This is a genomic window from Bacillaceae bacterium S4-13-56 (assembly GCA_040191315.1).
In the GTDB taxonomy this organism is placed as follows: Bacteria; Bacillota; Bacilli; order Bacillales; family JAWJLM01; genus JAWJLM01.
This window is the reverse complement of sequence record JAWJLM010000007.1, coordinates 1-26977: the sequence shown is the minus strand read 5'-3', so window position 1 is coordinate 26977 and position 26977 is coordinate 1. Positions and strand designations below refer to the sequence as shown.

General features: G+C 37.0%; 27 protein-coding genes, 1 tRNA gene, 5 pseudogenes and 1 riboswitch. Of the genes and pseudogenes, 13 read left to right on the top strand and 20 right to left on the bottom strand.

The genetic code is table 11. The annotated features are described in order from the left end of the window. On the top strand, window positions 1–249 hold a 249-nt coding region (locus tag RZN25_03805), incomplete at its 5' end, for an IS21 family transposase (GenBank protein MEQ6375944.1). Between the two features lie 148 nt (window positions 250–397). After that, window positions 398–913, top strand: a complete 516-nt coding sequence (locus RZN25_03800) for a hypothetical protein (protein ID MEQ6375943.1) — start codon at window positions 398–400, stop codon at window positions 911–913. Window positions 914–1206: 293 nt separating this feature from the next. On the opposite strand, the gene RZN25_03795 is transcribed toward RZN25_03800, so the two are convergent. The 14 genes and pseudogenes from RZN25_03795 to RZN25_03730 all read right to left on the bottom strand — a co-directional run bounded on the left by RZN25_03795 (window position 1207) and on the right by RZN25_03730 (window position 12808). After that, window positions 1207–2046: a TnsA endonuclease N-terminal domain-containing protein gene (locus tag RZN25_03795; GenBank protein ID MEQ6375942.1), complete on the bottom strand. Its 840-nt coding sequence runs from the start codon at window positions 2044–2046 to the stop codon at window positions 1207–1209. A 148-nt stretch (window positions 2047–2194) separates the two neighbouring features. Beyond that, window positions 2195–3316: pseudogene (locus tag RZN25_03790) on the bottom strand (ribonucleotide-diphosphate reductase subunit alpha). Between the two features lie 61 nt (window positions 3317–3377). Next, window positions 3378–3707 carry a hypothetical protein gene (locus tag RZN25_03785; protein ID MEQ6375941.1) on the bottom strand — a complete coding sequence of 110 codons (330 nt, stop codon included), beginning with the start codon at window positions 3705–3707 and terminating at the stop codon, window positions 3378–3380. A 2-nt stretch (window positions 3708–3709) separates the two neighbouring features. Then, window positions 3710–4309, bottom strand: coding sequence for a hypothetical protein (locus RZN25_03780; protein ID MEQ6375940.1), 600 nt, complete (start codon window positions 4307–4309; stop codon window positions 3710–3712). A gap of 442 nt (window positions 4310–4751) precedes the next feature. Beyond that, a complete protein-coding gene (locus RZN25_03775; protein ID MEQ6375939.1) occupies window positions 4752–5084 on the bottom strand; it encodes an HNH endonuclease signature motif containing protein in 333 nt (110 codons plus the stop codon). A gap of 8 nt (window positions 5085–5092) precedes the next feature. Continuing rightward, window positions 5093–6427 carry a group II intron reverse transcriptase/maturase gene (ltrA, locus tag RZN25_03770; GenBank protein ID MEQ6375938.1) on the bottom strand — a complete coding sequence of 445 codons (1335 nt, stop codon included), beginning with the start codon at window positions 6425–6427 and terminating at the stop codon, window positions 5093–5095. A gap of 869 nt (window positions 6428–7296) precedes the next feature. Continuing rightward, a pseudogene (locus RZN25_03765) lies at window positions 7297–7878 on the bottom strand (ribonucleotide-diphosphate reductase subunit alpha). A gap of 260 nt (window positions 7879–8138) precedes the next feature. After that, the gene (locus RZN25_03760; protein MEQ6375937.1) at window positions 8139–8636 is read right to left on the bottom strand and encodes a DUF559 domain-containing protein; all 498 of its coding nucleotides are present in this window, start codon (window positions 8634–8636) and stop codon (window positions 8139–8141) included. Between the two features lie 179 nt (window positions 8637–8815). Then, window positions 8816–9001, bottom strand: coding sequence for a hypothetical protein (locus RZN25_03755; GenBank protein ID MEQ6375936.1), 186 nt, complete (start codon window positions 8999–9001; stop codon window positions 8816–8818). Between the two features lie 128 nt (window positions 9002–9129). After that, a pseudogene (locus RZN25_03750) lies at window positions 9130–9357 on the bottom strand (ribonucleotide reductase). A 113-nt stretch (window positions 9358–9470) separates the two neighbouring features. Further along, entirely contained in the window at window positions 9471–10136 is a 666-nt protein-coding gene (locus tag RZN25_03745; protein ID MEQ6375935.1) for an HNH endonuclease signature motif containing protein, read from the bottom strand. A gap of 188 nt (window positions 10137–10324) precedes the next feature. Continuing rightward, window positions 10325–11023: pseudogene (locus tag RZN25_03740) on the bottom strand (reverse transcriptase/maturase family protein). Continuing rightward, complete coding sequence (locus RZN25_03735; GenBank protein MEQ6375934.1) at window positions 10993–11406, bottom strand: hypothetical protein; 414 nt, start codon at window positions 11404–11406, stop codon at window positions 10993–10995. Before RZN25_03735 ends, RZN25_03740 begins: the two are co-directional and overlap by 31 nt. Window positions 11407–12241: 835 nt before the next feature. Beyond that, window positions 12242–12808: pseudogene (locus RZN25_03730) on the bottom strand (ribonucleotide reductase N-terminal alpha domain-containing protein). Window positions 12809–13286: 478 nt separating this feature from the next. Here RZN25_03730 and RZN25_03725 point away from each other — a divergent pair. After that, window positions 13287–13655 (top strand): rhodanese-like domain-containing protein, encoded by a 369-nt coding sequence (locus RZN25_03725; protein ID MEQ6375933.1) that lies wholly within the window; start codon window positions 13287–13289, stop codon window positions 13653–13655. A gap of 41 nt (window positions 13656–13696) precedes the next feature. Here the strand turns inward: RZN25_03725 and gcvPB are convergent, their stop codons facing one another. Genes gcvPB through gcvT form a run of 3 tightly spaced genes read right to left on the bottom strand, consistent with a single transcriptional unit; the run spans window position 13697 to window position 17619 of the window. Then, entirely contained in the window at window positions 13697–15157 is a 1461-nt protein-coding gene (gcvPB, locus tag RZN25_03720) for an aminomethyl-transferring glycine dehydrogenase subunit GcvPB (GenBank protein MEQ6375932.1), read from the bottom strand. Beyond that, window positions 15150–16499, bottom strand: coding sequence for an aminomethyl-transferring glycine dehydrogenase subunit GcvPA (gene gcvPA / locus RZN25_03715; GenBank protein ID MEQ6375931.1), 1350 nt, complete (start codon window positions 16497–16499; stop codon window positions 15150–15152). Before gcvPA ends, gcvPB begins: the two co-directional genes overlap by 8 nt. A gap of 16 nt (window positions 16500–16515) precedes the next feature. Further along, window positions 16516–17619 carry a glycine cleavage system aminomethyltransferase GcvT gene (gene gcvT / locus RZN25_03710; GenBank protein ID MEQ6375930.1) on the bottom strand — a complete coding sequence of 368 codons (1104 nt, stop codon included), beginning with the start codon at window positions 17617–17619 and terminating at the stop codon, window positions 16516–16518. A gap of 164 nt (window positions 17620–17783) precedes the next feature. Further along, a riboswitch (glycine riboswitch) is annotated at window positions 17784–17885 on the bottom strand. A gap of 149 nt (window positions 17886–18034) precedes the next feature. On the opposite strand from gcvT, the gene RZN25_03705 reads away from it, so the two are divergent. Beyond that, window positions 18035–19708 (top strand): SNF2-related protein, encoded by a 1674-nt coding sequence (locus tag RZN25_03705; GenBank protein MEQ6375929.1) that lies wholly within the window; start codon window positions 18035–18037, stop codon window positions 19706–19708. After that, complete coding sequence (locus RZN25_03700) at window positions 19686–20489, top strand: YqhG family protein (GenBank protein ID MEQ6375928.1); 804 nt, start codon at window positions 19686–19688, stop codon at window positions 20487–20489. The genes RZN25_03705 and RZN25_03700 overlap by 23 nt, the downstream gene beginning before the upstream one ends. A gap of 302 nt (window positions 20490–20791) precedes the next feature. Here RZN25_03700 and RZN25_03695 read toward each other — a convergent pair whose 3' ends face one another. Beyond that, the gene (locus tag RZN25_03695) at window positions 20792–20980 is read right to left on the bottom strand and encodes a YqzE family protein (GenBank protein ID MEQ6375927.1); all 189 of its coding nucleotides are present in this window, start codon (window positions 20978–20980) and stop codon (window positions 20792–20794) included. A gap of 16 nt (window positions 20981–20996) precedes the next feature. After that, on the bottom strand, window positions 20997–21512 hold the full coding sequence (locus tag RZN25_03690) for a shikimate kinase (GenBank protein ID MEQ6375926.1): 516 nt from the start codon (window positions 21510–21512) through the stop codon (window positions 20997–20999). Window positions 21513–21603: 91 nt separating this feature from the next. On the opposite strand from RZN25_03690, the gene comGA reads away from it, so the two are divergent. From comGA to RZN25_03650, 8 genes are all read left to right on the top strand, one after another. Next, window positions 21604–22620, top strand: a complete 1017-nt coding sequence (gene comGA, locus RZN25_03685) for a competence type IV pilus ATPase ComGA (GenBank protein MEQ6375925.1) — start codon at window positions 21604–21606, stop codon at window positions 22618–22620. Then, complete coding sequence (gene comGB / locus RZN25_03680; protein MEQ6375924.1) at window positions 22586–23653, top strand: competence type IV pilus assembly protein ComGB; 1068 nt, start codon at window positions 22586–22588, stop codon at window positions 23651–23653. Before comGA ends, comGB begins: the two co-directional genes overlap by 35 nt. A 15-nt stretch (window positions 23654–23668) precedes the next feature. Then, a complete protein-coding gene (gene comGC / locus RZN25_03675; GenBank protein MEQ6375923.1) occupies window positions 23669–23998 on the top strand; it encodes a competence type IV pilus major pilin ComGC in 330 nt (109 codons plus the stop codon). Then, window positions 23982–24437: a competence type IV pilus minor pilin ComGD gene (gene comGD / locus RZN25_03670; protein ID MEQ6375922.1), complete on the top strand. Its 456-nt coding sequence runs from the start codon at window positions 23982–23984 to the stop codon at window positions 24435–24437. The genes comGC and comGD overlap by 17 nt, the downstream gene beginning before the upstream one ends. Next, window positions 24421–24768, top strand: coding sequence for a hypothetical protein (locus RZN25_03665; GenBank protein ID MEQ6375921.1), 348 nt, complete (start codon window positions 24421–24423; stop codon window positions 24766–24768). Before comGD ends, RZN25_03665 begins: the two co-directional genes overlap by 17 nt. Continuing rightward, window positions 24752–25183 carry a competence type IV pilus minor pilin ComGF gene (comGF, locus tag RZN25_03660; GenBank protein MEQ6375920.1) on the top strand — a complete coding sequence of 144 codons (432 nt, stop codon included), beginning with the start codon at window positions 24752–24754 and terminating at the stop codon, window positions 25181–25183. The genes RZN25_03665 and comGF overlap by 17 nt, the downstream gene beginning before the upstream one ends. After that, window positions 25158–25523: a hypothetical protein gene (locus tag RZN25_03655; GenBank protein MEQ6375919.1), complete on the top strand. Its 366-nt coding sequence runs from the start codon at window positions 25158–25160 to the stop codon at window positions 25521–25523. The genes comGF and RZN25_03655 overlap by 26 nt, the downstream gene beginning before the upstream one ends. A gap of 59 nt (window positions 25524–25582) precedes the next feature. Further along, window positions 25583–25654: transfer RNA gene (locus RZN25_03650), tRNA-Gln, on the top strand. Between the two features lie 89 nt (window positions 25655–25743). Here RZN25_03650 and RZN25_03645 read toward each other — a convergent pair. After that, window positions 25744–25938 (bottom strand): hypothetical protein, encoded by a 195-nt coding sequence (locus RZN25_03645; GenBank protein MEQ6375918.1) that lies wholly within the window; start codon window positions 25936–25938, stop codon window positions 25744–25746. Window positions 25939–26977 lie beyond the last annotated feature (1039 nt).

Below are 26977 nucleotides of genomic sequence, written 5' to 3'. Positions count from 1 at the left end.
GAACTGATTCAAACCATTGTAGAGGCACCTAGATATCATGTTGGCGCAAGGCCAAAGCACAGTCTAACGAAAGAAATGGAAGAAAAGTTTCAGGAGTTAGTATTAGAAAACAAAGAGAAAAGGAGAAATGGCTTACGAAAGCAACAGAAGAAGCCTAAAGAGGCATACATAAAGGGTTCTTTCCTACCTGGTGATATTTGTGAATTTGATTGGGGAGAAGTGAAAATTACGATTAATGGGAAACGATGAATATTGCCATCCCTTAGCTCCACCTTTGCCATGTTTTTATTCCATTAATGACATATTTTAGACCCATCTCTGCCATTGAGAGGACCACCCCTCTTATATAATTGAATTGCACTGAATTGTGCAAATCCAATTATATAGGAGGTTTTTTGTGGTTAAGTATCGAGAAATCCTTAGGCTGCATGCCCAAGGAGTAAGTCAAAGGGGGATTGCTTCAAGTTGTTCCAACTCGAGAAATACGATTAGAGAGGTGGTTAAGAGAGCTAATAGCTTAAAAGTATCATGGCCATTCGAGGGGGGCATGACAGATAGCGACCTGCAAGAGCTGCTCTTTCCTGAGAAGCATGATGCCTCTAATTTTAGGAAAAAGCCTGATTGTGAATACATCCATAAAGAATTAGCTAAGCCAGGAGTAAACTTGGCTCTCTTATGGGATGAGTATTGTCTAAGTTGTAGAGCGAATGAGGAAATCCCCTACAGTTATAGGCAGTTTTGTCGTTTCTACCATGATTTCGCTAGAAAAACTAAAGCAACTATGTGTATCAAACGAAAGCCGGGTGAACAACTAGAAGTAGATTGGGCAGGGCAAACCATGAATCTGACAAACAATATCACTGGCGAGGATATTCCGGTTTATATATTTGTTTCTGCCTTGTCGTGTAGTTAATACGCTTATGTAGAGGGCTTCCTTTCTATGGACACTGAAAGTTGGATCACAGCTCATATTCATGCCCTGCAGCACTATGGTGGTGTTCCAAGAATAATTGTTCCTGATAACTTAAAGACTGGTGTAATTAAGGCTTCTCGCTCCGAGCCAATAATTAACCCAAGCTATCAAGAGATGGCGGAACATTATTCTACAACAATCATTCCAGCGCGTGTTCGTCATCCCAAGGATAATTTCAATTACACGCATTCGTTTAGAATCTTGCACATATTGAAAAACTTGATTAATATAGATCATCCGTATCTCACCTGTTTCAATCTAGCCTCATCAATAGACTGAATTAAAATTGGTTGTTCTAAATTCAAAGTTTCTTCCATATTGATTCGAATAATTTTTTGAGCGAGCAAATAATAAAACAACGTCACACCACTACCAAAAGGCAAATGAGTATCACTTTCAAACTCATTCGTAATTACTCTAATACTACTGGTTTGATTTAATAATCTTCGAATTAAAGAAATTACTAAATCTTCAATATGTTGCTCACTTATTTCTTTGAAAACATCATAATCTCTAATGGTATAATAATCATGCATATAACTAATATTACGAGCCATTGTTTTCGGTATCTCTTCTTCCGTTACAATACCCCAATCAATATCTCTTCGTTGCCAATACTCTCTTTCTATTTCAAATTTTTCAAGCACCCGCTCTTTCATTAGTTCATCTTTCATCTTAATTGTTCTGGCAGCCTCAAATACACCTTGTCCTTTATCTAAAGTTAATAAAAAATCCGTTGTCATTACGATTAGTTCACCATTCTTGGAATTAGTTGGATGTTTTATACCTAACTCATCCACAATAACAATTGTTTCTTCTAACGGCAATAAAGGAAATTGTTCTCTAATATCACCAACAAAATCTGAGTACTCAGATAAGTAAAAGTAGTTTCGTTCTAAATCTGACAAAAATTCATGCTTTCTTTTTGTTTTTATTCCCTTTAATCGGTGGGAGCGACCTAATGAGGATACATCTTGAATTCTTATCCACGGTTTATAATCTGAACCAATTCCAGAACCTCGACCTTCTTTAGTCCACTTCTCAATTTGAGATGACCGTTTTCTTTTGGACATAAAAAACACCCCTTTAGATAATTTTATCCAAAGGGGTATAACGGTGCAACTTTTTTATAAACAGTACAACTTTATTTTAAACGGTATATCTTTTTTATAAACGGTACGACTTTATTTCAAAGCTACAGGAGCAGGCTAATTAAATATATTATAGTCCACACTTCAATTGCGCGCCACAGTTGGTGCAGGTGTTACATCCTCCTACATCTTCTACCTTTCCTTTGCGACACACCGGGCAAGTATCTCCCACTTCTGAACCAATGGTTACATCTGTCTTTTTCAATTCATGAACAGTGTCCATAAGAACGACCTTTGGACGTTCACTCTTTAGGGTAACCTTACTAGAGCTATCCATATCATTTTCTTCAGCTTTTAATGTTAAGACTTGGGAATCGCGAGAACCGTCTACATAAACTGTTCCGCCTTTTGCTCCACCTTTATAAAGACGCTGATAAACACTCTCTACCTGCTCCACACTATAACCCTTTGGAGCATTAACTGTTTTGGAAATGGAGCTATCTACCCATCTTTGGATGACACATTGAGTGTCTGCATGAGCTTCTGGTGATAGGTCCATAGCAGTTATAAACCATTGTGGTAAATTATTTGGATCGGCTTCTGGATTTCTATCCAAGTATTCTTGAACAATCTCAGCTTTAACTTCAATAAACTTTCCTAAACGACCACTGCGGTAATAGGTAAATGAGAAATATGGTTCTAACCCGGTAGCAACTCCTACCATCGTACCAGTTGATCCAGTTGGAGCAACGGTTAGTAGATGAGAGTTTCTTATACCATATTGAAGCACACCTGCTCGTACATTTTCAGGCATTGCTTTCATATAGCCTGTATTGTTAAATTTACGTCTAAGTTCATTTGTTTCGCTTTCATTGTTGCCTACTAAGAATGGGAAGCTTCCTTTTTCTTGAGCTAATTCAATAGAGGCTTCGTAAGCTGTAGTTGCAATGACTTCGAATATTTTATCTACTAATTTATTTCCTTCCTTTGATCCGTACTCGGACTCACAATAAATTAATAGATCATGTAATCCCATAACCCCTAATCCTACACGACGCTCACCTAGAGCTTGTTTTTCGTTTTCTTTTAGGAAATATGGAGTTGCATCGATGACGTTATCTTGTATTCTTACGCCTGTTCTAACTGTTCGACGAAGCTTATCAAAGTTAATAGATTTATTTTCCTTATCCGCCATAGCAGCTAGGTTAACTGCTGCTAAGTTACACACGGAATAAGGAGCAAGTGGCTGTTCCAATTTTTGTTATCCTACCGGCTTTTTATCCGATAGTTCTTACAGTTTCATTCCTGTAAGTTCAGCATACCTTTTCATCACATACATTTTTCATGAACTTTAATAACTCTTTTCTACCTTGATCTTCTCCAAAAACAGCCTTTGAAATTACTCTAAAATCTTTTACTCCAAACTGTCTCTGAATATCATTTGTTAACGGCAAAATAGTGGTTTTTATTTTATTGAACGGAGTTTTTAAAACAAGTTCTTTATTTTCTTTGCACCATTGGATAACATATTCTTTTATACCTTCATGTATCTGCATTCTAATTGCTACACTTGAATTTGTAGCAATTTTTATTGCCTCGTTCCCTGAACAGGTTCTACTGCAATATTTTTTTGCAGATGACACAATCACTTCAAAAGGATTACCACAACTTTGGCAATTACGAATTTCTCTTGGCTTTTTTTGTTTTCTTTTTGCGATAAACCTGACTTCCTTAAGCCTTCAATCATTCTTTGCTTAGTTAAGTTGTCGGATTCCCATAAAAGTTTAGTATGTTTTCCAATTTCCCTCTTGGTTTTGTCACTATGTTTTAAATTATAATGACCATTCAACTTTCCAAATTGGGATTTATTTATACTTGTTTTATCTGAGTTTATCCACTCATTAATTGTTGATGTTAATGAGAAGGGTAAATCTTTGTATAACTCCAGTAGCTCCTCATATGAGATTAATTCCCAGTCTATTGAGAATTTCTCTTTTATTATTTTTAGAGCAATTTTTGATCTTTCTTTTTCTGCTTTATTTCTAGATTTTATTTCCACTATCTTAATAAGTTTACCGTTATCGTAGAAAAAAAAGTCTGGTTTATATAGTCGATTCCCGACATCATAAACATCATCCTCATAACTCCATTGAATAGAATGATGGTCTAGATATTTTGCATATGCATATTCATAGGAACTTCTTAAGTAAAATCCATTATAAAATCCTGCATATCCTCTATTCACATTCCATCCACCTCAATATTATAGTTACGAAAAACTAGTGGTATATGTGATGTTGCGGTCTCGTGGGCGGATTATATTCTCTTTTTGAGGTTCACCGCCTATGCGTTGCCCCTGACTAAACTTTTAAGCCTAGCCTTCGGTTCGGATTAGCATCTCAGCCTTCCCGCTTTATCCCGCAATTTTTTACATGAGGCAAACTAAGCTACTTCACCACATGGGTTTGTTGCTACTACTTTATGTCCATAAGCTCTTGCGTTTGTTTTTTCATTCGATAGTGATAGGTAAGGCTTTGAGGCAACTCTCCACCTTTTCCCCCACTCCGCACCGTACGTGAGACTTTCACCTCATACGGCGTTCCATCTAATCTTACTAAACCAAATTTTAACAAGTTACAAGCTTAAAAATTATTTATCGAGTATTGTGCAAGTTTTTTTCATTGCTATTAAATCACGATTGGATCGTTCTTACATTTCTTACGTAATGCATTGATCTTCTCAATCAGTTTCGAATTCTGATTGAGTTTCCATTTAACAAGGTACTTATCAATCGTTTCCTTCTCGGTCGCATGAATTAATCTATGCATGTCTTCATGGATAATTTTGAGGTTATCATACTTATCCGTTCCACCTAAACTTCTAGGCTTTACATGATGACAGTGAACTTCATGTGCTTCAAGAAAGATACCAAGTATTTCACAACATCCATTCTTCATTGAGTAACGGGAAAGTCTATTGTCTTGATATTCAATTGATTGGTCTTGTATTTTGGATTGCATTAGTAATCTTATGTTATATTCAACGACTGGTTGAAGTTTTTGTGAATTAATTTTCTACCTTCTTCATTATAGACCGAAAGCTTAGGATTAAATTGTCTAGATTCAGTAAAACTTGTTATCCCATTTATAGGAAAGAGATAAACATCTAATACTTTCCATGTTTTGAGACTGTTAGAGTAATACTGATTATAAACTTTACTAGCATCTATTGGATGTGCATATTCCCCTCCAACTTGATGTAGTTTACTCCTAGCATAAGGATGAACCTTGTGTGCTATATCTTTGAAATCTGTTGGAACCATACTCCCGTATTTAAAGTAATTTTGTATCCCCATTACATACGAATTAAAGAGCCTTATGTTATTAATGGTCGTTTCCTTCCTTATTCTAAGAATTAGTTCCTTCATTTTCCTAATGACATCAGCTTTCTTCTTATCAATCATATTTACCCTAACAAGATGTTTTTGTTTCTTCCTAACAGCCTTAATTTTAAATCCCAAGAAATCCGAGGACTTCTTTTTGAGATTTGTAATTTTAGATTTCTCAGGTGAGATATCTAATTTCAATCTATCCTTCAAGTATCCTGTCACTGCATGAAACCATTTGACTGGATTCTCATGATTATTCGTCATAATTTTGAAATCATCTGCGTATCGAACTATAAAGCCAATCTTCATATTCGAGTTTCGTTTCAACATTAAGTACTTCTTTACATTCTGAGAATACTCATGCTTCGTTTCAAAAGTTTCCCATTGATTACTTACCCACATATCTAGGTCATGAAGAACAATGTTAGAGAGTAAAGGTGAGAGTATTCCTCCTTGTGGAGTACCTTTGTTTGGAATTCCAATACCTTTTATCGGGGCTTTAAGCATTTTGCTTATGATTGCTAAAACCCTTCTATCATGAATGCCCAAATTCCACATTTGCTTCATGAGAACCCTATGATTTACATTGTCAAAGAATCCCTTTATGTCAATATCTACTACATAATGTAATTGTGAGATATTAACTAAGAAATTCACCCTAGATAAAGCATGTTTTGTGCTTCGTAATGGTCTGAAACCATAACTGTGATTATAAAACTTAGCTTCACAGATAGGTTCAAGAATTTGTTTAAACATCTGTTGAATTAGCCTATCCAACATTGTTGGTATTCCTAAAGGTCTAAACTTGGTATTATCCTTTCCCTTTGGAATCATTACTCTGCGGACTGCTTTAGGTTTGTAATCTTTGAGCGAAGTTCGAATGAGATTGATGAATTCTTGTTTATTCATCACTTTATAGTTGTCAATCACATACTTATCTGTTCCGGCAGTTTTAGAACCTTTATTGGCTTTTATGTTTCTGTAAGCTAGTAGGATGTTTTTCCATCTATGATTAGGTTAAATAGATTTTTGAAAAGATGTCCTTCCTCACTCTTGGTAAATAATTCATCAAAAACCTCTTGCATACCATAATACTCGTTGTGTCTTAGGCTCGTATTCGTTGCAGATCACCTGACTTTCTTAGTGATTCCCTGCATTCTTACCCGACCATCGAATTTCACTTGTTTTGTTTGGTTTAATATATTGGATTAGACTTGGGTCTATCCCTCCACTTATTTTCATAAGCTTCTTCGGTACTGTGACCCTACTTTCACAAGGATAAATGAATTTCAGATTAAAAATCCTTATATCAACCACACGGATGATAGTCCTTGAATGAGTGTTCCTTGCTTACCACGTTCCAATAATTCCTAGCCATATGATTGAACTTAGGTGCTTGCTCTGAGCCTGAGATTACATAGTGTCTTTGTTCACTATATCGTGTTTCATGACAACGGGCTTACTCCACGACAATCTCGGTTAAATTGGTTAACCTTCCACCTTTTCAAGCGGATTTCATTCTAGACCCTTTCATTCGCAAGTTCGTCAGTTGGTTTGCTAGACCAACATTCTCACCATATTCGTCTTTTTCGGCTGACCGCCCTATCTTCAAACCATGGCTCAGAGAACTTTAGGTTCGAATTCAGACGCCTTTACCTAGCTTCACACACTTACCCGCTATCACGAGACCATGCATGTAGGAGTATCATCATAGTAGTTTCAGCTCAACATGAAGGCTTTCATTCCTACTATAGGAATTATCAGTTGTATTTAACTCAGTTATTACTGGTTAAACCCTCTTTTTCATGCGGTTATGCCGCACTTATAAGAGAACGTGTCGCACCATTATCAATAAAGAAAATTCCTGGTTCCGCAGAGTAAGTTGCACAAATGTTAATTAAATTCCAAAGTTCTTTAGCTTTAATTTTCTTATATGTGCGAACTGCATAACCCATCTTTTCCCATTCGCGTACATCTCCAACATCATGCCATTTCTCATTATATTCTGCCATCTGATCAGCGTTATAATTTTCAACGTCTGGGAATCGAAGCTCATAATCTGTATCGTTATCAACTGCTTGCATAAATTCATTGGTGATACATACGGAAATGTTGGCTCCCGTTAAAAACTCTGAATTTTGGACACTATAAGTGCCGCCTTCTGATAATTTTTCATTAGCATCAGCTAAAACATCTTCAGTGAATCCACCATGGCCAGGCATGTTTTGATAGTTTAGAACACCTTGATAAAGGTCTCTTTCCGTTTGAGTCAGTGGCTTAAACTTAAGCTTATCCTTCGCTAAACGGATAATTGTTTCGTCCTCTGAGTTTTCGATTAGAAAACGAAGGATTCTAGGATTTTGCATCTTAGAAATGATAAATTCTACAATATCAGGATGCCAGTCAGTTAGCATAATCATTTGTGCCAATTAATGTTACGTTAGATCGCTACTCTAACTCTCTAAATCGCTTTAGAGATCAGACCATATCTTATACTCAATATGAGTATCCTCGCACTTCGGAGTCGCTTGACCCCTACTCTACTCCCTTCCAGTTTTGAAACTGTGGTTTCGATGGTCGTTGAACCTTCTTCTTTATTAGAAGCTTGGCTGCTGATTGCCTTTTTCCACTTGTGATTTTTGAGCAATTCACGCTTACCGTTTCCAGTTACGTTGTAGCTCACAAGTCATAAATACGATGCTATAGTTTGTTTCACATGGTCTATGCGGTTTATAATATCATCTTCCCAAAATCCCAAGATTTGGTATCCATTTAAAGACGCTAAATGATTTTTATATTTATCCTTTTTAATTCTTTCCACTTGCCAGTCCTTTGGAATAGGATAAAACTTTGGATTAGCATGCCAATAATCTCCATCACATTCAATTAATATCTTTTGATCCGGCAAGACGAAATCGTATTGATGCTGTTCAAGTATGAATGAGTATTTATGATTCACTTTTAATGTGTCTAATGATTCATCCATAATTTTCTCTATTTTCGTCTTTACTATCTTTTGATCTGCCATCTGTCTTAATGTAGCGTTCCGGATTCTTTGAATTGTTTCTTTGGAGTAGATACCAGTCTTACCACTGTTCCAAGAAGGGGTATTATTCTTTTTCCTAGTTATTGCAGTTTTTGTAATAATTTTGTTAAAGTGAGCTTCTTTTTCTCTATCGGACATGTTTGCATGCCATTTCGAGATTTTGGTCTTTCTTAATTTTTCTGCACACTCTTTACTACAAGTCTTTGTTCCTTTGTGCGTACTATAAAAAAGATTACCACACCATTTGCATGTTGAATTCTTTTTAACGGAACAACTCCTACTGCAATAACAATTTGGTTTTCCCCTTCTTAGCCCAACTAGATTGTTACATAGTTCATTTTTACACTCCAATTGCTCTCTCGAATAAAAAAATATTCTTCTAGAGAGATTCCATGAGCATCTTTTAAATGAGATGTAAACCAACCATGTTTATTATGATTAATTTCAAAACCACATAATTTACAAACCTGTTTCTCTTTTGCATCATAATCCATGTTTACCATCTACCATCCATATAAATTTTATTATAATTTTTTCATCTTGGATGACGCTATAGCATACATGATTGTTAAAGGTTTCCCAGCAATTCACGAGGTTTTTTTATAGACGAAGCACACTATGCTACTACTTTACCACGTCTTGATCCACCTTGTTCAACGAGATGTGTAAGCTTTGCAATATCATCTAACCATGAAACACTACCAGATGACTTTCCATTCACACCCTTTGCTAGCGTGTTTCTTGGTCTCAACGTAGATCCGTTAGTACCAACACCACCGCCACGACTCATAATTTCCATTACTTGCTTACGGTGTTCACTGATTCCTTCACGTGAGTCCTTTACAAAAGGCATCACATAGTAGCGATAGGTAATGTTCATCTTCAGCTTGACCTGTTAAGACTACTTATTTTCCCCCGCCTAACACCGTGCATGCGGCTTTCACCGCACACGGCGTCCCATCTACTGTTATATCAGTAACTTGTTCCTAACTGTTCTCTGAACTTTTCGATTTTCTCACGCTTTTTCGTGTCCAATTTGGAAGTGTCTCCGTTGTGTATTAAGCTATGGCATTTATTATGCATACTCGCTAAATTATTGACTTTGTTTATGAGTTCAAGAGGAAGCTTTGGGTTAACATGATGTGTATGAGTGTGATTTTCCTCTAGATACTCATTGCATATTCTACATTTCCCTTTGTCCCTAATGAACGCATAACATCTGTTCATTATGTACTCAAAGGAGTATTTTTGTTTACTTGGTTCTCCTTTGGCATAGGCTATTGCGTGAGCTAACCCCAACCTTCTGAGTTCGTCTGCTCTCGCTTTCGGTGGTTTCTTCTTTGTCCGACTTTCGTAGATTTCTCTACCCTTTGCCGTGAACGGAGTTTCATTTGGAGATTTAGCACTTGGTTCCTTAAAGCTCACGAATGATAAATTCGTTACCCCTAAGTAGAGCTGTTCCTCCTCACCCTTCGACTTCTTCTTTTTTAGCTTTTTCTTATCTTCCTTTGATAAAGGTTTGATAGGAATTGCTGGAAGTTTAGTGTCGTATTTAGAGTGAACTCCTAGAAGGTTATCCACTGATTTTGCTTTCCTCCAAGTAGCACCAATAGGTGCTACTTGAGTTCCAAGCTGCATAGCTTAATATTCTGAAGTATTTCTTTGTAAGGTTGCTTGTATTTGAAGCGTATTGAAAGTAATTCAATATTCCCCTTATTTTAGAGTTAATTTTAATTAGATCGTTGATTTTCTTTTCGTGTGTGTCTCTCTTACGAACTAAGTATAAATCTTTTCTGATTTGCTTTATTTTGTTAGCAAATTTTTCTCTATTTGGGGTGCTTTTGGATACGTAACCTTTTTTTGGACTTTCCTGGTACACGTTTGTAATCAAAGCCAAGGAAGGTTATATGTTTCTTTTGGATGTTTGTAATCTTTGTCTTCTCTTTAGACAACTCGAGTTTGAGTTTATCATCAAGAAAGCTTCCGATTTTCTGCTTCCAAATCAAGGCGTTTTTACGGCTGTTTGTTAGTACAACCCAGTCGTCTGCATATCTTATTAGATAAGCTGGTTTAAGGCTCGACCTTTTCTTCAGGGCATTGATTTTACCATCTTGTCTAGAGTATGTGTGTTAGGTTTTCTTACCTTCCCAGTTACTGTTCATCCATTGGTCGAAAGAATCCAGATAGACGTTTGCAAGGAGGGGAGAGATAATTCCACCTTGAGGTGTTCCCATCTCATTGTAGCGGATTTCTTTGAAAACACCTGCCTTGAGCATACTCTTTATGACCATTAACATTCTTCTGTCTCTTATCCCCATTCCATATAACTTTTTCAGTAGTATGGTATGGTTTATTTTGTCGAAGAATTTGCTAATGTCACCTTCGATTACCCATTTATATCCCGTTAGGTGGGCTAAATCACTGATTCGATATAGTGCTTGGCTCGCTTCCCTCATTGGTCTGAAGCCGTATGAGCGTTGGAAGAATTGGGCTTCTAGATAGGTTCGATTGTTAATCTCACGCATTCTTGCACTATTCTATCTTCGATTATGGGAATCCCTAATGGTCGTTGTTCCTTTTTACCAGGTTTGTCAATCATTTTGCGTCGGACCGGTTTGGGTTTATACCATTCCAAATGATTTTGAAAGAGTGTTATAACTTCTTCATATTCCATTTGGAGAATATCGTTGATATTCTTGCCGTCCATACCCGGTGTTTTGCTTCCTTTGTTGCCTTTGATTTTGTGAATAGCTGAAATGATTATGGTCTCCGACTTGGCTATTTCAATGAGGTCTTTAAAACTTGGTCTTTCCCCTCTATCGAATGCCTCTTTGGAGATTTCAAACATTTCATCCTGTACTTTGCGTAATTCATTTTCGGTGTTCGGATAGTTAAGTTTTTGTACCATAGGCATCACCCCCTTATAGATTATTGGGTGAGTATGGCTTTAATCAGGTATGCTCCACGGCATCCTTAACAAGTTAGTGTTTACTGATAGTCTTATTTGAGTTTTTGCTAAAACCAACAGTAGACTATGCCCCTTCGCCATTACCATAGGTTATTCCCTCGTTCCGCCCAGCAAGGCTGAGAACTTTCAACGTTTATCATTTACTATGGGTCGAGACTACTACGGGCTAACCGCCACCAACATTCAACAAGCATTTCCTCTTGTTTAGAGACATCAAGCATTTCCCGCTTTTAACATTCTCTTGTCGGCTTCCAACGTTCCTCAAAAACTAGCCTTACATATGAAGTTAGGTGCCTTCTTTAACCCGTCAACCACCTTTTTGTCCATTTTCGGGGGACTCAAGGCAAATATCCTTTAGGGGATAAGTATAGCTGGTGCAAACTGCAATACACCCTGCCACGATTGAAAGCCACTATGGGCTCCCTTACATCTCTATAAGGGTACTTTAACGGGCCGTACATTCGAAGGTTCGTCAGTTCCTTTAAAATGCCAGTGATAGGAACATTCTCACCATATTCATTTTATGGCATCCCGACTACTTTTTGCCTCTCCATTAAGGTCAGACAAGTTTCGCCGTCTTCAGCGAACTTCAGACTAGGCATAGGGATTTATGCTAGCCTGTCGCAGGATCAGATTCACTCATCATCTGCCGAAATTCAGATGGTCCGGGATTTTCACCCGTGGATCGCTTTTGAAGTTAAACAAAATTTTTAATTTTGTTCGCTTACCTTGTAGAGGGTTTCCCACTCATTTTCGGTTAAGCAACGTTGCATACGCAGTTAAAGTACGTAACATCCGTACCTGCTCCCGCACCATAGAGAACTCGTCCAGCAGGGATAAAATTCATATTCACTAGTTCATGATAGAACTTCTGGAACCATTCTTCCCGCTTCTCTTCTGTTTTTTCGACCTCTGAAAGTCCTCTTGCATTACGGAGTGCAATTTGTTCGTAGAAAACTTCCAACGGCTTTTCAATCACGTCAAGTGATCGATTAATAATCCCAGTTTGAGCCTCTTGTTCGTTATCTAAGACTCCAATAAATTCAGGTTCCACCTTTACTTTAGCCTTCTTGGCTTGCCAGTCAATTTCTTGGATAAATCCTAAACCACGCGCTGGAAACTTGGGATCTTCCTTTATCGTTAAAACTACGAAATCACCTTCAGTTAAGGTGATTTTCTCGATGTCTTTAAAAGAGTAACGATCCAGCATAACTAGCCTAGAAACACCCTTATGTGTTGTTTTCATGTCTGGTGTGATAGGGAAAACCTGTGGAAATAATCTGATGTCCTCATTAAGACGCTCAACATTAAGGTTTGCCATCGCCTCCGTAATTTTCAACATTTGTAAAACCACTCCTTCTATAATAGTCAACTACAAAAGATTGTTTATTCTTGCTGTGATTCCTGTTTTAAAGGTATCATAGAACGGGCCACTAATCAATATATAGGCTTTATATTTTAAAAAAATACTATATATTGTGTCATGAACAATTTATTTCAAATTTGTCAATCATGAAATTCTATTAAAATGCAAGATAAAAAGAAAGAACAAAAGAAAAACACATAAAAAAACGCACAAACCCTCTTTTTTATAGGTTGCAATTCCATACATTTAACATTTATCGAGCAAAAAGCGGCTACATGATTGTTAAATCAAGCATTTTATTAAGTCTGTCTCAAAATAAACAGAGGACTTCGTCGAATAAATAAGGCTTTTGTATCATGAGGAAGGATTCTCGCAATCATTTTATAAAAGCTCTTGGCAATCTCTTTTTTGAGTTCTATAATAAGAAGGAATATAGAGAAAAGGAGGGGAAACTTTGGAGCTACTTATTGCTTTGATTGTATTTCTAATTGTTTATGGCGGTTACCGTTTTTGGTATCAAAAACGTTTCCTTAAAACCCTTACAGAGGAAGAATTCCGTCAAGGATATAGAAAGGCACAACTAATTGATGTGCGTGAGCCACAAGAATTTAAAGGTGGCCATATTTTAGGAGCTAGAAATATCCCAGTCACACAAATGAAACATCGTCTTATTGAAATTCGCAAGGATAAGCCTATTTATCTCTATTGCCAAAGTGGATCCCGATCAGCAAGAGCTGCAAACTTGTTGCATCGTAAAGGATATAAGGATTTGTATCAACTAAAAGGTGGATATAAAAAGTGGTCAGGGAAAATTAAAAAATAATGTTCGAGAAGAAAAGCTCGCCAATCGGCGAGCTTTTAATATTATCGCATATAGCGAAGCACTGGTTTTCTTGCTGCGGTGGTTTCATCTAGGCGGCTAACAACCGTTGTATGAGGTGCATCTTGGACAATTTCTGGATTATTTTCAGCTTCCTCAGCGATTTGAAGCATAACATCAATAAACTCATCTAAAGTCTCTTTAGCTTCCGTTTCCGTTGGTTCAATCATCATCGCCTCTTCTACGATTAAAGGGAAATAAATAGTAGGTGGATGATAATTAAAATCAAGCAGCCTCTTGGCTATATCTAGTGTTCTGACGCCCAACTTCTTTTGTTTTTTGCCTGAAAGAACAAATTCATGTTTACAATGCTGTTTAAATGGTAGGTCATAAGCTTTCTCAAGTTTTCTCATCATATAGTTTGCATTAAGTACGGCGTATTCACTTACCATTTTTAATCCATCTGGTCCCATAGTTCGAATGTAGGTATACGCACGTACATTTATTCCAAAGTTCCCATAATAAGGCTTAACTCTTCCAATGGATTGAGGACGATCATAATCAAACCAATACTCCCCATTTTCCTTCTTTATAAGAATTGGTTTTGGTAAGAATGGAACTAATTCTTCTGTGACACCTACTGGACCAGATCCAGGCCCGCCTCCACCATGTGGACCCGTAAAGGTTTTGTGCAGGTTAAGGTGTACAACATCAAATCCCATATCTCCTGGTCTTGCATACCCAAGAATTGCATTTAGATTAGCTCCGTCATAATACAGTTTTCCTCCAGCATTATGAACGATTTCAGCCATTTCTAAAATATGCTCTTCAAACAATCCTAATGTATTAGGGTTAGTTAACATGAGAGCAGCTGTATCATCACCAACAACTTCCTTAAGATGCTCTAAATCTACTAAACCGTTTTCATCTGAGTTTACTGTAATAGAATCAAATCCTGCTACAGTTGCTGAAGCTGGGTTTGTTCCATGTGCAGAGTCCGGAACGATGACCTTGGTTCGATTAACGTCGCCATTTGCTTCATGAAATGCACGAATCATCATTAATCCAGTCCATTCTCCATGGGCACCAGCTGCTGGTTGCAAGGTTACTTGGTGCATACCTGTTATTTCTTCCAATGATATTTGGAGATCATAAAGTAGTTCCATTGCTCCTTGAACACTAGATACAGGCTGATATGGATGAATATGGCTAAATCCTTCCATTCGTGAAACAGCTTCATTCATTTTAGGGTTGTATTTCATTGTACAAGACCCTAATGGGTAAAAACCGGAATCAACTCCATGGTTTCTTTTAGATAAAGCCGTATAATGCCTCATAATTTGAAGCTCGCTAACTTCAGGAAGATCAGGATCCGTTTTACGAATAAATTGATCATCAAACTCACCATCAAGATCAATCTCCGGTATATCCATTTCAGGTAAACTATATCCAATGCGTCCAGGTTGACTGCGTTCAAATAAAAGTGGAAAATCCTGATTAGCCATTGATATCCCCCATTTCTTTTGCGAATTGATCAATTTCAGACTTTGTTCTTAATTCAGTGACAGCTATAAGCATACAATTCGCTAGAGTTGGATTCTGTAATCCTAAATCATATCCTCCGATATAACCCTTATCAATCAGTTGATTCTGAACTTCATGAATTGGTTGTTTGCATCTTACAACAAATTCATTAAAGAAAGATCCTTCAAATACAATTTCAATTCCCGCTTCTTGAAGACGACTTTTGGCATATCTAGCTTTTTTCATATTCATTGTAGCCATCTCTTTTATTCCTTGCTTTCCTAAAGCAGTTAATGCCACGGAGCTGGCTAGTGCATTTAATGCTTGGTTGGAGCAAATGTTAGATGTAGCTTTATCACGTCGAATATGTTGTTCACGTGCCTGTAGAGTAAGAACGAATCCTCTTCGTCCTTCTTCATCAGTCGTTTGGCCAACTAGACGTCCAGGAACTTTTCTCATTAGCTTTGAGGTGGTAGCGAAGTATCCACAATGCGGTCCCCCAAATTGAGCTGGTATCCCAAACACTTGTGTGTCCCCAACTACGATGTCAGCACCGAATTCCCCTGGCGGAGATAAATAGCCCAAAGCTAGAGGGTTACTAGAAACGATAAACATAGCCTTTTTGTCCTCTAGGAGTTTCTGAAGTTCATGAAGAGGTTCAACTTGACCAAAGAAGTTAGGGTACTGTACAACAACAGCAGCTGTATCATCGTCTAATTCCTGTTGAATAGCATCTAGATCGGTTCTTCCATCTTTCACTTCGACCTCAACAATCTCTAAACCAGGACCCTTTGTATAGGTTTTAATGACCTCAATAGATTCAGGGTGAATCGCTTTAGAAACGATTACCTTTTTCTTTCTTGTTTGACCCGCGCTCAAATTTACGGCTTCTGCCAAAGCGGTTCCCCCATCATACATAGAAGAGTTCGCTACTTCCATACCGGTCAACTCGCAAATCATGGTTTGAAATTCAAAAATCGCTTGAAGCTCCCCTTGAGATATTTCAGGTTGATACGGTGTATAAGCCGTATAAAATTCGGACCTAGATATCACATGATCAACAACTGTAGGAATGGAGTGATCATATACTCCCGCTCCTAAAAAAGAAACATGACTTTTTGTCGTTACATTTTGCTTAGAAAGCTGTGACAATTCCTTAAGAAGATCTTGCTCATTCTTTGCAGGCTTTAAGTTTAGAGGCTCTCTCAGACGAACCTTTTCGGGAATGTCTTTAAATAATTCTTCTGTTGAAGAAATTCCAATGGTTTCAAGCATAGCCTTTCGGTCACTTTCTGTCATTGGCAAATAACGAAAAGTACTCATGTTTTTCTCCCCCTGTCTATTTTCTTTTATAAAATGGAGTGGAAATGACCTTAGCTTTTAACTTTCTTTTTCTCACTTGGACTTCCACTTCTCTGCCTTCCTCAGCATAAGAAACTGGCACAAGTGCTAGCCCTATATTCTTCTCAAGGGTAGGTGATTGTGTTCCAGTTGTTACAAACCCAATCTCCTTTTCGCCATCAAATACCAAATATCCATGACGAGGAATGCCCTTTTCAATCATCTCAAGACCAACGAGCCTTCGATTAGGTCCATTCTCTTTTTGTTCTTTAAGTACAGACTTTCCAATAAAGTCTTCTTCTTTATTTGTTTTAACAGCGAAACCTAATCCAGCCTCTATAGGCGTAATCTCAGAGGACAATTCTTGCCCATATAGAGGAAGGGTTGCTTCAAATCGAAGGGTATCCCTTGCCCCTAGTCCAACAGGTAGTATACCATCCTCACTACCTACTTCTAATAGCTTTTTCCATAATGCAACGGCATCACTAGGATCACCGTAAATTTCGAATCCGTCTTCCCCTGTATATCCAGTTCTTGAGATCATAACTTCATTTTCTAATCCCGAAAGTTTAACTCTGTCTTTAAAACGGAAAAAGGAGATTTCACTAAGAGATTCTGAAGTCAACCGCTGTAAGATTTGTTCAGCTCTTGGGCCCTGAACAGCTAATTGGAAATAATCTTCGGACTTATTTTTTATTAAAACCTCATCTGAGGCATGTTGCTTTATCCATTCAAAATCCTTTTCTGTATTTGCCGCATTAACAACTAATAAGTATTTTTCTTCTCCCTGCTTATAAACTAATAAATCATCTACTGTTCCGCCGTTTTCATAACACATAAGGGTATACTGAGCACGGTTTACAGCCAGTTTGGATAGATCATTGGTCAATAAAAGCTGTAAAAAAGCTGTGCTACCACTCCCTTCTACACTTATTTCTCCCATATGTGAAACATCAAATAGTCCAGCTGCCTGACGTGTTGCATGGTGCTCTTCTTTGATTCCAGTGAACTGAACAGGCAGATCCCAACCTCCAAAGTCAATTGTCTTGGCTCCCATCTCTTGATAAACCGGATATAACGGGCTTTTCTTTAATTCATCCATTCAACCAACCCTTTCTCTTTGTTTTTAGACAATAAAAAAAGAGAATTCTCAAGAAACATAAGAATTCTCTGTCCATTTACCAGAAAGTTTCATAGAAATACCTGATTAATTCAGGAACACTATTGTCTTCTTGGGTGGCCTATTCTAGGCACTCTCCAGAGGAGCGTCCTGCAAGAGTCTTTTTGCCTGAGAGATTCGCTATTAAGCTTGCTCCTTCGGCGTCACATCCATCCTTTTCTGTCTGTGATCTCTCCCCTTACAGTCATTCGCAACTATTAAATTACAAAAAACTGGTTATACTATATCTTACTGCTATTTGTGACTGTTATGTGCCAATTTCAAGGTCATTATATCACATCTTTTTTCAAATAGGGATGAATTTTTAAAATCTTAGCTAGAATATGGAGTTGATACAATGATGATTCCCATTACATACCAAGAGGACTATTCAGAAGTAATCACCGACAGGCTTGACAACGGTGGGTCTGTATCTTCATGGGAGTCCTTTGTAATGGCATACGATACAGCCCAACATTTATTAGTGCCTGAATTTAAAGGGCTCCAATGTCCAAGCCACTTGCCACAAGTAGACTTTCTTCCCCACCAAGTGGAATGTGCCCAAAAGGTGATTGAGGATATGAATGGAAGAGCTATTCTTGCTGACGAGGTTGGGCTAGGAAAAACGATTGAAGCAGGTCTTATTTTGAAAGAATACATGATTCGCGGCCTCGTCAAAAAAATACTGATCCTAGCTCCCGCTTCACTTGTAAATCAATGGGTTAATGAGTTGCAACAAAAATTTTATATCCCTGCTGCCGCTTATCGAAAAGGATATAACTGGGACCAACATGATATTTTTGTAACCTCGATTGACACTGCTAAAAGGGACGGTCACCGACAACAAATATTAGAACAACATTATGACATGGTGATTATTGATGAGGCTCATAAACTAAAGAACCATAAAACGAAAAATTATGAGTTTTGTCAACAGCTGAATAAAACCTATTGTCTCCTTCTAACGGCAACTCCTGTGCAAAACAAGCTGTCAGAGTTGTTTAACTTAGTAACAATATTAAAACCAGGGCATCTAGGTACCTATGAACAATTTACAGATCACTTTGGAAATCATCGATCTAAATTGAAAGAGGATGCCTATCTGAAACAACTCATTCAACATGTGATGGTGAGAAACAGCCGTCAGCAAACTGGGTTAGATTGGACTAAGCGAAAGGTGCAGAATATTACCATCGATTTTTCAGAAGAAGAAAAACAAGTCTATGATTTTTTATCAACCAACAAGCAAGAGAGAACTTCATTCCTAAATCTAACCTTACTCCGGGAACTTTGTTCAAGTCGAGAAGCTTGTTATATGACATTAAGAGAGCAGTTTAAGAAAGAAGACCTTTCAGAAAACCGTAGAAAGTTCTTTGAAGAGCTAGCCAGTAAAATAGAACAAATGCCACATCACTCCAAGGCTAAACGGGTGATCGAGCTCATCCAACAGGAACCCGAAAATGAGAAATTTATCATCTTTACGGAATACCGTGCAACACAGTTATATTTACAATGGTTCTTACAACAACACGGGATATCTTCCGTTCCATTTCGTGGAGGCTTCAAGCGAAGTAAAAAGGATTGGATGAAGCAGCTTTTCAAACAACATGCGCAAGTTTTAATTGCTACTGAGGCAGGAGGTGAAGGGATTAATCTTCAATTCTGTCATAACATGATCAATTATGATCTGCCTTGGAACCCTATGCGACTGGAACAGAGAATTGGGCGAATTCACAGGTTTGGTCAGGAAGAAGACGTTCATATTTATAACTTTGCTATCAAAGACACGGTTGAAGATCAGGTTTTAACACTCCTTTATGAGAAAATCCAATTATTTGAACGTGTCATTGGTGATCTTGATGATGTCCTCCAAGAGTTAAATATCAGTAATATTGAAGAAGAAGTGTCCTCAATCTTTGCATCTTCTGAATCTGTAGGAGAAGCAAAAATCAAGATGGAAAACCTATCATCGGTTATCGCCTATACTCAGCAGAAAAAGGAGCAGGAGTATGAAGCAAGAAACTATTCATAAATTCATTCAAGATTTCTTTACTCAACAACAATGTGAGGTAGAAGAAGTGGAGGATGGGGCTCTAGCAGTTCAATTAACAGAAGAAATGGACGAAAAGTTAATGAACCGCCCATTCTATTGGCATTATGTACGTAAAATGGGTCGTAAAGGGGATCCCATGAAGGTTACCTTTTACACAAAAAAGATGGAAGATAGAAAAAAAGGGGAATGGATACACTTTGGATCTCCCCGATTACACCAGATATTTAATCTTTTATTGGAGAATACGAAATTTGTACGTGCCTACGAAAACCCTAGCGCTTCTCCTTTTGACCAGTACCCTCTAATTCCATGGTTAATGGTAAATATGAAAGTGCAGTATCGTTGTCATATTAAGAAAGAGGAAATGTATTCGGTAGGCCTTCAATTAACAAACGGGAAAATGATAGGTAATTTTATGGAAAGCATACGTAACAAACCTATCCAATCGACCATTCCTGATTATGCATTCCAGCTAACGCCAATTATTAAACCTATTTCAGGCTTGAGACGTATTGAAAACAGAATCAAAGATTTGCTTGAAGAAAAACCAATGGATTGGGCCTTGGAAGCTAAAAAAAGATGGGAAGATGAACTTAAACTGCTACGCTATTTTTATGAGGAGCGCCAAGGAGAAGAGTGGGAAGAAAAATTAAAAAAGGAAGAAGAAGCGCTAAAAGAAAGATTCTATCCCAGAATTGATATCTCCGTTATCAACGGAGGGATCATCTATTTAACAGAGAAAAGCAGCCAAGAGCTCTAAGAAAAGCGCAAGTGCCCTTCGAAACAAGAAAAACACTTGTTTCTGCGAAGTAAATTCTTTAGAAGCATTTCTTGTGGCCATCGACGTAAGGCGATGGCCCTCACCTTAGATTAGGGATCGTCGGCTAAAACCGTCACATCGTGTGACGACGCCGACGTGACCTACATCCTCGAAAAAGCAAGCTTTTTCTTCGTGCAAAGTAGCTCTAAAAGCTCTCCTTCCTGCGATTACCCGGGGCAAAAACTTCGAAGATTACTCGAGGAAGCTTTTCCGCTGGAGCTAAACATAAAAGGAAAGGCCTCCTATCCTCTTCTTTTTTTACGTTGAAACATCATTCGCAACCCAAATGGAATAACCCCAAACCATTTACTATAACTTGTTACACTTTCAGATTTTCGAAGCTCGCGCGCCTTTTTTCTTTCTTCTTGAGGCATATCTAACTTTCGAACAAGTTCTTGAGTCATGTATTTAACAATATCATTTCCAGACATAATTCTCACCTCAATTTTATTCTATCCAATACTCTTCCCTCATAATCCTTGAAATTTTCTCAGCGATTGTATTTGGTGAGAGTTGGTCGGTGTGAATTTTCTTATGGGAACAATCTTCATATAATGTTAATCGCCTAATATAAAGCGCTTTTTTTTCCTCAAAGGATTTGCTCCATAGAGGTCGATTTTCATCATTCTCAAGTCTTTTTTCAATGGACTTGAATTCAGTATGTAAATAAATCACAATTCCATTTTCTTTCATGAATATCCGATTTGCCTGTTTCTCAACTACTCCTCCACCGGTTGCAATAATTTTTGGTTTGGAAGATGAGATGTTTTTTAGTAGTTCGGATTCATATCTTCTAAAACCTTCTTCTCCTACTTTTTGAAAAATCTCAGGGATGGATTGTTTTGTCATTTTTTCAATTTCCTCATCGAGATCATAAAAGTCGATTCCAAGTCTTTCCCCTAATAGCTTACCAACAGTCGATTTTCCACTACCCATAAAACCAACTAAGTAAATAGTCGACATAAATTTCTCTCCTTTTTATTTTTTCTTGAAGGATTTTAACGAAAAACGGCGAATTATTTTTAGGAGTAATAATTACGGAGGTGATTTTTTATTGAAAACAATTGAATTTATGCTTCAAGAGCTTTGGAAAAAAGCTGTAACACTAGAGGTAACAGATATTCATTTTCTCCCCATTGGACAGCATATTAAAGTGTACTTCCGTGCAAATGGGATACGCACTGAAGAAGCACACTATACCCCAAAAGACTATTCAAAAATTTTATCGCACCTAAAATTCCTCTCAGGAATGGATATCGGTGAAACAAGAAAACCTCAAAATGGGGTCTTGTCCATCCAAATCAATCAGATGCCCTACTCGCTTCGTTTATCCACGCTTCCCGCGGCACCCACTGAATCGTTAGCCATTCGACTTCTTCCTTTAAGATCAAAATCATCATTACTCGATTTATTTTTATTTCCTACGCAAATATTAAAAATCTTACGATGGATTGAAAATCCTTCTGGGCTTATTCTACTGACTGGACCAACTGGGAGCGGAAAAACCACAACATTGTATGCCCTAATGGAATATCTTATTCAAAACCATACCTATCAAATGATTACCTTAGAGGATCCAGTTGAAAAAATAGTTGATAATGCTATTCAAGTCCAAGTAAATGAAAATGCAGGTATTACTTATCAAACCGGATTAAAAGCTGCCTTGAGGCATGATCCAGATATTTTGATGGTAGGAGAAATAAGAGATCGGGAAACCGCCAAATTCGCTGTACAGGCCGCTTATACCGGACACCTTGTTCTTACAACTCTACACGCTAAAAATACATTTGGAGCCATTTTTCGAATGGAGGATCTTGGCGTATCCTCGAATGATCTTTCTCAGGTACTAGTTGCTATAGCTTCCCAACAACTAATCACTTTGACTCCCAAAAATAGCCTCGAAACAGATCCACTCCAAAAAAGAGTGGCCATCCTAGAGATGCTCGATGGTCCTGTCCTTGAGAGAGCCATTCAAGGCCATTCTCCTTACCTTCTCCCTTATTTTCATTCATTTTATCACATAAGGAGGAAAGCGTATGCCCTTGGCTTCATTAATGAATCTCAACTTTAGAAAAAAACCCTCTAAAAATCTCACATTAAAACAGCAGCAGCGGTTATTAAAACGGCTTGCTGATTTACTGGAGCAGGGATATCCACTTCAAAAGGCATTACAACTAATCAAGCTTGACACAGAGATACCTAAGGAAATTTTAGACCATATCCAAAATAGTTTGTTAGAAGGTGATTCCTTATACGATGCTTTTAGGCATATTGGTTTTAACAATGACACATTGGCTTTTCTATATACTACAGAGGTCATAGGTGACTTGTCGCATCAACTTAAAAAAGCCACAACTTTATTACAAGAACACCTCCTCCTTCACCAAAAGTATAAAAAAGCCCTTAGCTATCCCGTTCTTCTTTGTATCGTTATGTTATTTCTATTCAGCTTCCTAAAACTAGCCTTGTTTCCTCAATTCATTCTTCTATTTGAAAGCTTTCAACAATTAGAAAATAATTCATTTTCCTTATGGATGAGTATTTTCTCATTTCTGTTTAACTCTTTTTTATTCCTACTCCTTTTCAGTGTATTCCTTTATCTGTCGTGGACTATTGTATCAAATCGTCTTACTGTCCAAAGAAAAATTACTATTCTCTCTAAAATACCTTTCTTATGGAAGGGAGTGAAGCAAAAAGTTACCTTCCATTTCACAACACAATTGGGACTTTACATTGAAGGAGGACTAACAATTAAAGACTCCTTACAGCTGTTAAGAAAGGAGAATAATTTGCCCTATGTCCAATATTGTACATCCTACTTATACCAAAGGCTGTTGGAAGGCGAACAGTTAGGTAATGTAGTCCGAGAAATAAAGTTATTGGATTCACAATTAAGTATTGTGATTCAACACGGTCAAGAAACTAGATCCTTGGGGAAAGATCTTCAAAATTATGGTTATTTCATTATCGAGACAATTCATGAAAACACCTTAAAGTATATTTCTTGGGTTCAACCCCTATCGTTTTTTCTTTTAGCTGGTTCCATTATTTTTATATATTTAATGATATTACTCCCACTATTTCAGTGGATGCAGACAATCTAGAAAGGATGATATTTTATGAAAATACGAAACGAAAAAGGATTTACCCTTATTGAGATGCTTATTGTTTTGTTAATAATTTCAGTATTGTTGATAATAACCATTCCTAATATTACAACCAATACAAAAGTAGTGGAAGATAAGGGTTGCGAGGCTCTTATTAGACTAGCTGAAGCTCAGGTACAGGCTTATCGTATGGAAAATGGAGGTGATTATCCTGCTAGTATTAATGTTTTAGAAACTGATAAATACATCAGTTCCAGCGAATGTCCTAATGGGGATGCTTTAGAATTACAGGCCGATGGAACTGTAACAAAGGTTGCTGCTACCGTTGGAACACCTGAGTGAAAATAAGAAAAATGGCTTCACTCTACTTGAAGTCATCCTGTCCCTAACCTTTCTTTCTGTGCTCTTACTGTTAACCGTCCCATTGTCTTTCAAATTATACGATTCCATTCAACAGCAATATTTTTTTAAGGAGTTCGAGCAAGATGTTTTGTGGCTGCAAAAACGTTCCATTACAGAACAAGATATAGATTATTTAACCATTGATGTTGCAAAACATAGGTATTACATAAGTGATACAGCATCAAGTGGATTAAAAAAATCAAAAAGCTTTCCTCCCTCATGGAAGGTGGACTTACGTACGTTTCAGAACCCTCTTTATTTTTCCTTTTTGGGGCAAAATCGTTTTCCCGGAACCTTTGAATTAACAACAACCCTGGGAACTTATAAATTTATTTTTCCTCTAGGAAAGGGGCGACTGCATATTGAAAAAACATCCTAATGGATTTACTTTTTGGGATACTGTACTCTCTTTCACCCTTTATATGACCCTTATCCTAGTAACCCTACCCATTTTCCGCATCCTATTATTAGAATATAGAGAACTTGAAATTGAACAGCATTTTATATATCAATTGCAAGAACATTTATATGATCATCTATCCACTTCCTTACCAGTGGAGGAGGATCCAATCGATCATAAAATTTTATATCATCAAACAGAAGGAGAAATGAGTTTTTTCGAAGAGGATATTTTTATTAGGGGAGAAATCAGGTGGGTGTCTTATCGAAACATAAGGAAGGAGATTGTTTTTTATGGGATACCATACTAATAGATCAGAGAAGGGATTTTCCCTAATTGAGACACTTCTTAGTCTTATGATTACTTTAATTATTATGACCTCACTCCCTTTTTTGTATCGGCTGTTTTTTTCTCTAGATGATCTAAATAACAATCAAACAATAGAAGTTCATCAATTGTTTGAGTTTATTTATTTTGAAATAAAAGGTTCACAAAAAACGAATATAACCTCTACTCAGCTCTTAATTACAAAACCCTCTGGAGAAATAGTCTCCATTGAAAAATATGGAGATATTGTTCGAAGAAGAGTGAATTTTACTGGGCACGAACCACTTCTTTATTCCATTTCAAATCTCCGTTTTTCCAAACCTTCTCAACACGAACTGTCTGTGCTAATTGTCGACAAGAAGGGAGTTAGCTATGAAAAGTCATATCACCTGCCCTAATAATTCCAGGGGGTTTGCTTTCCCATTAGTTCTTCTTACCTGTACATTAACCTTTCTTATTTTATTTTCTCTTCTTGCCCAATATAAACAAATGATTGAAATGACAGCATTTATAAAAAGAGATTATGAGTTTGAGACGTTATTTCAGATGTCGGAATCATTAATCTTCGCATCTAACCCCTGTATTTCAACTACCAATGAACTATCTCTTCCTTCGGGTATTACAAACTTTTCAACAACCTGTTCCAATGACAAAATAACAATAGCTTACCGTTTCCGTTTAAACGATAATAGTCAAAGAACAGTAACAGTAACCTATCCTCCCATGCAAGCTGAGTGAATTTAAGTTTGTTTGCATAAAAAAAAGATATTCGACCATAATAATGTTTGTAAGGTCGTTGGGCTATAGCCAAGTGGTAAGGCAGCGGATTTTGATTCCGTGAACCGCTGGTTCGAATCCAGCTAGCCCAGTTAAAAGCTAGAAGGAAGTTTTTTTAAAATTTTCTTCTAGCTTTTTTACTATCACGAGATACCGGTTCTTTGCTAGACTTTATAAGCAATTAGAATATAGCGGGTTTGATAGCTACTACTGAATAGCTACTAAGTCGATTCGTTATAATAGAGGTAAGTTCATCTGGGTTTTTTCCCTTGTTAGAATCTATTCTTACTCCCAATTCACGCCAGTATTTAGTTCGAGCAGAATCATCAAAATCTACTAAATGGACCTCTTTAAAAAGATTATTATGATTTGCCAAACCTTATCCTCCATCTCTTTTTGAGATTAAATAAAATTTTCCATTCATAGTTAAAAGAATGACTTAGCATTTCCCATAATATTCATTTAATTAGTACATTTCTTTGTAATTTTTTTTACTTAAATAGTTGTCAATCAATATTTTTCAACGTTTAAGCATATTTATTCTCTGGTAAAACAAATCTGAAGGGTATCGAGTTAGTTCTTTCGATTGGATAAAACCAAATATTATTTGCCTTAAATCAAATTTATGTTTGTCTTTTACTTCATCTGTTTGTGATCTCAATTCTCCTACAGTAACGATTGAAAGAAACAAAGTATCGCAATTACTTTTACAATTGTTTATATAAGTCGACTTCTTTGTTACCTTCTATATAAAAACGGATTATGTTTGTCGATTAAATAACGGCTCATTTTTCCTACTTCTTTCTTTTTGCTTCAATCTCTTGTAAATTTTCTATCAACTCTTCGCTATCATTCAATTTATTTCTGCCTTCCTCTATTTGAGACCACATTTCTTTTTTATTTTCAAACTAGCGACTGCAGATTGGGTTTTTCATTCACTATCTTTTATAAACGAAGTATTTTTTTTGTCCCTTTTTTGCTTTAATAAATTTTATTTGCGCATTCTCTGCGTACTAATTGGGCTGAAACGCCACATACTTCGGCAAATTCCTAAGCATTATAGAATTGTTCTTTAACTTTGACTGGTATTTGAGCTATTTGTTTTTGATCTCCATTATTTATAATAAAATACAACAGCACTACACTACTCTCAACAAGCCTAGAAAGACTTTTGATATGCTTCTCGTTCCAACTTCTATGACCAATCAGGTTTGTTTTATGCGATAAACCAACGCAATGTGTTGCTTTGTGATTGTTTTAGCCATGCAATCTCTCGGTTATGCAATTCAATAAAATAATCCAACTGTTCGTGGCATAAGTATCTATTTTCTTTAAGGAACAACCTTGGTACCCTACTTACGGCCCAAGATAGATAGAAACAACGTAGGGGCACGATTTGCTATTGATTTTCCAAA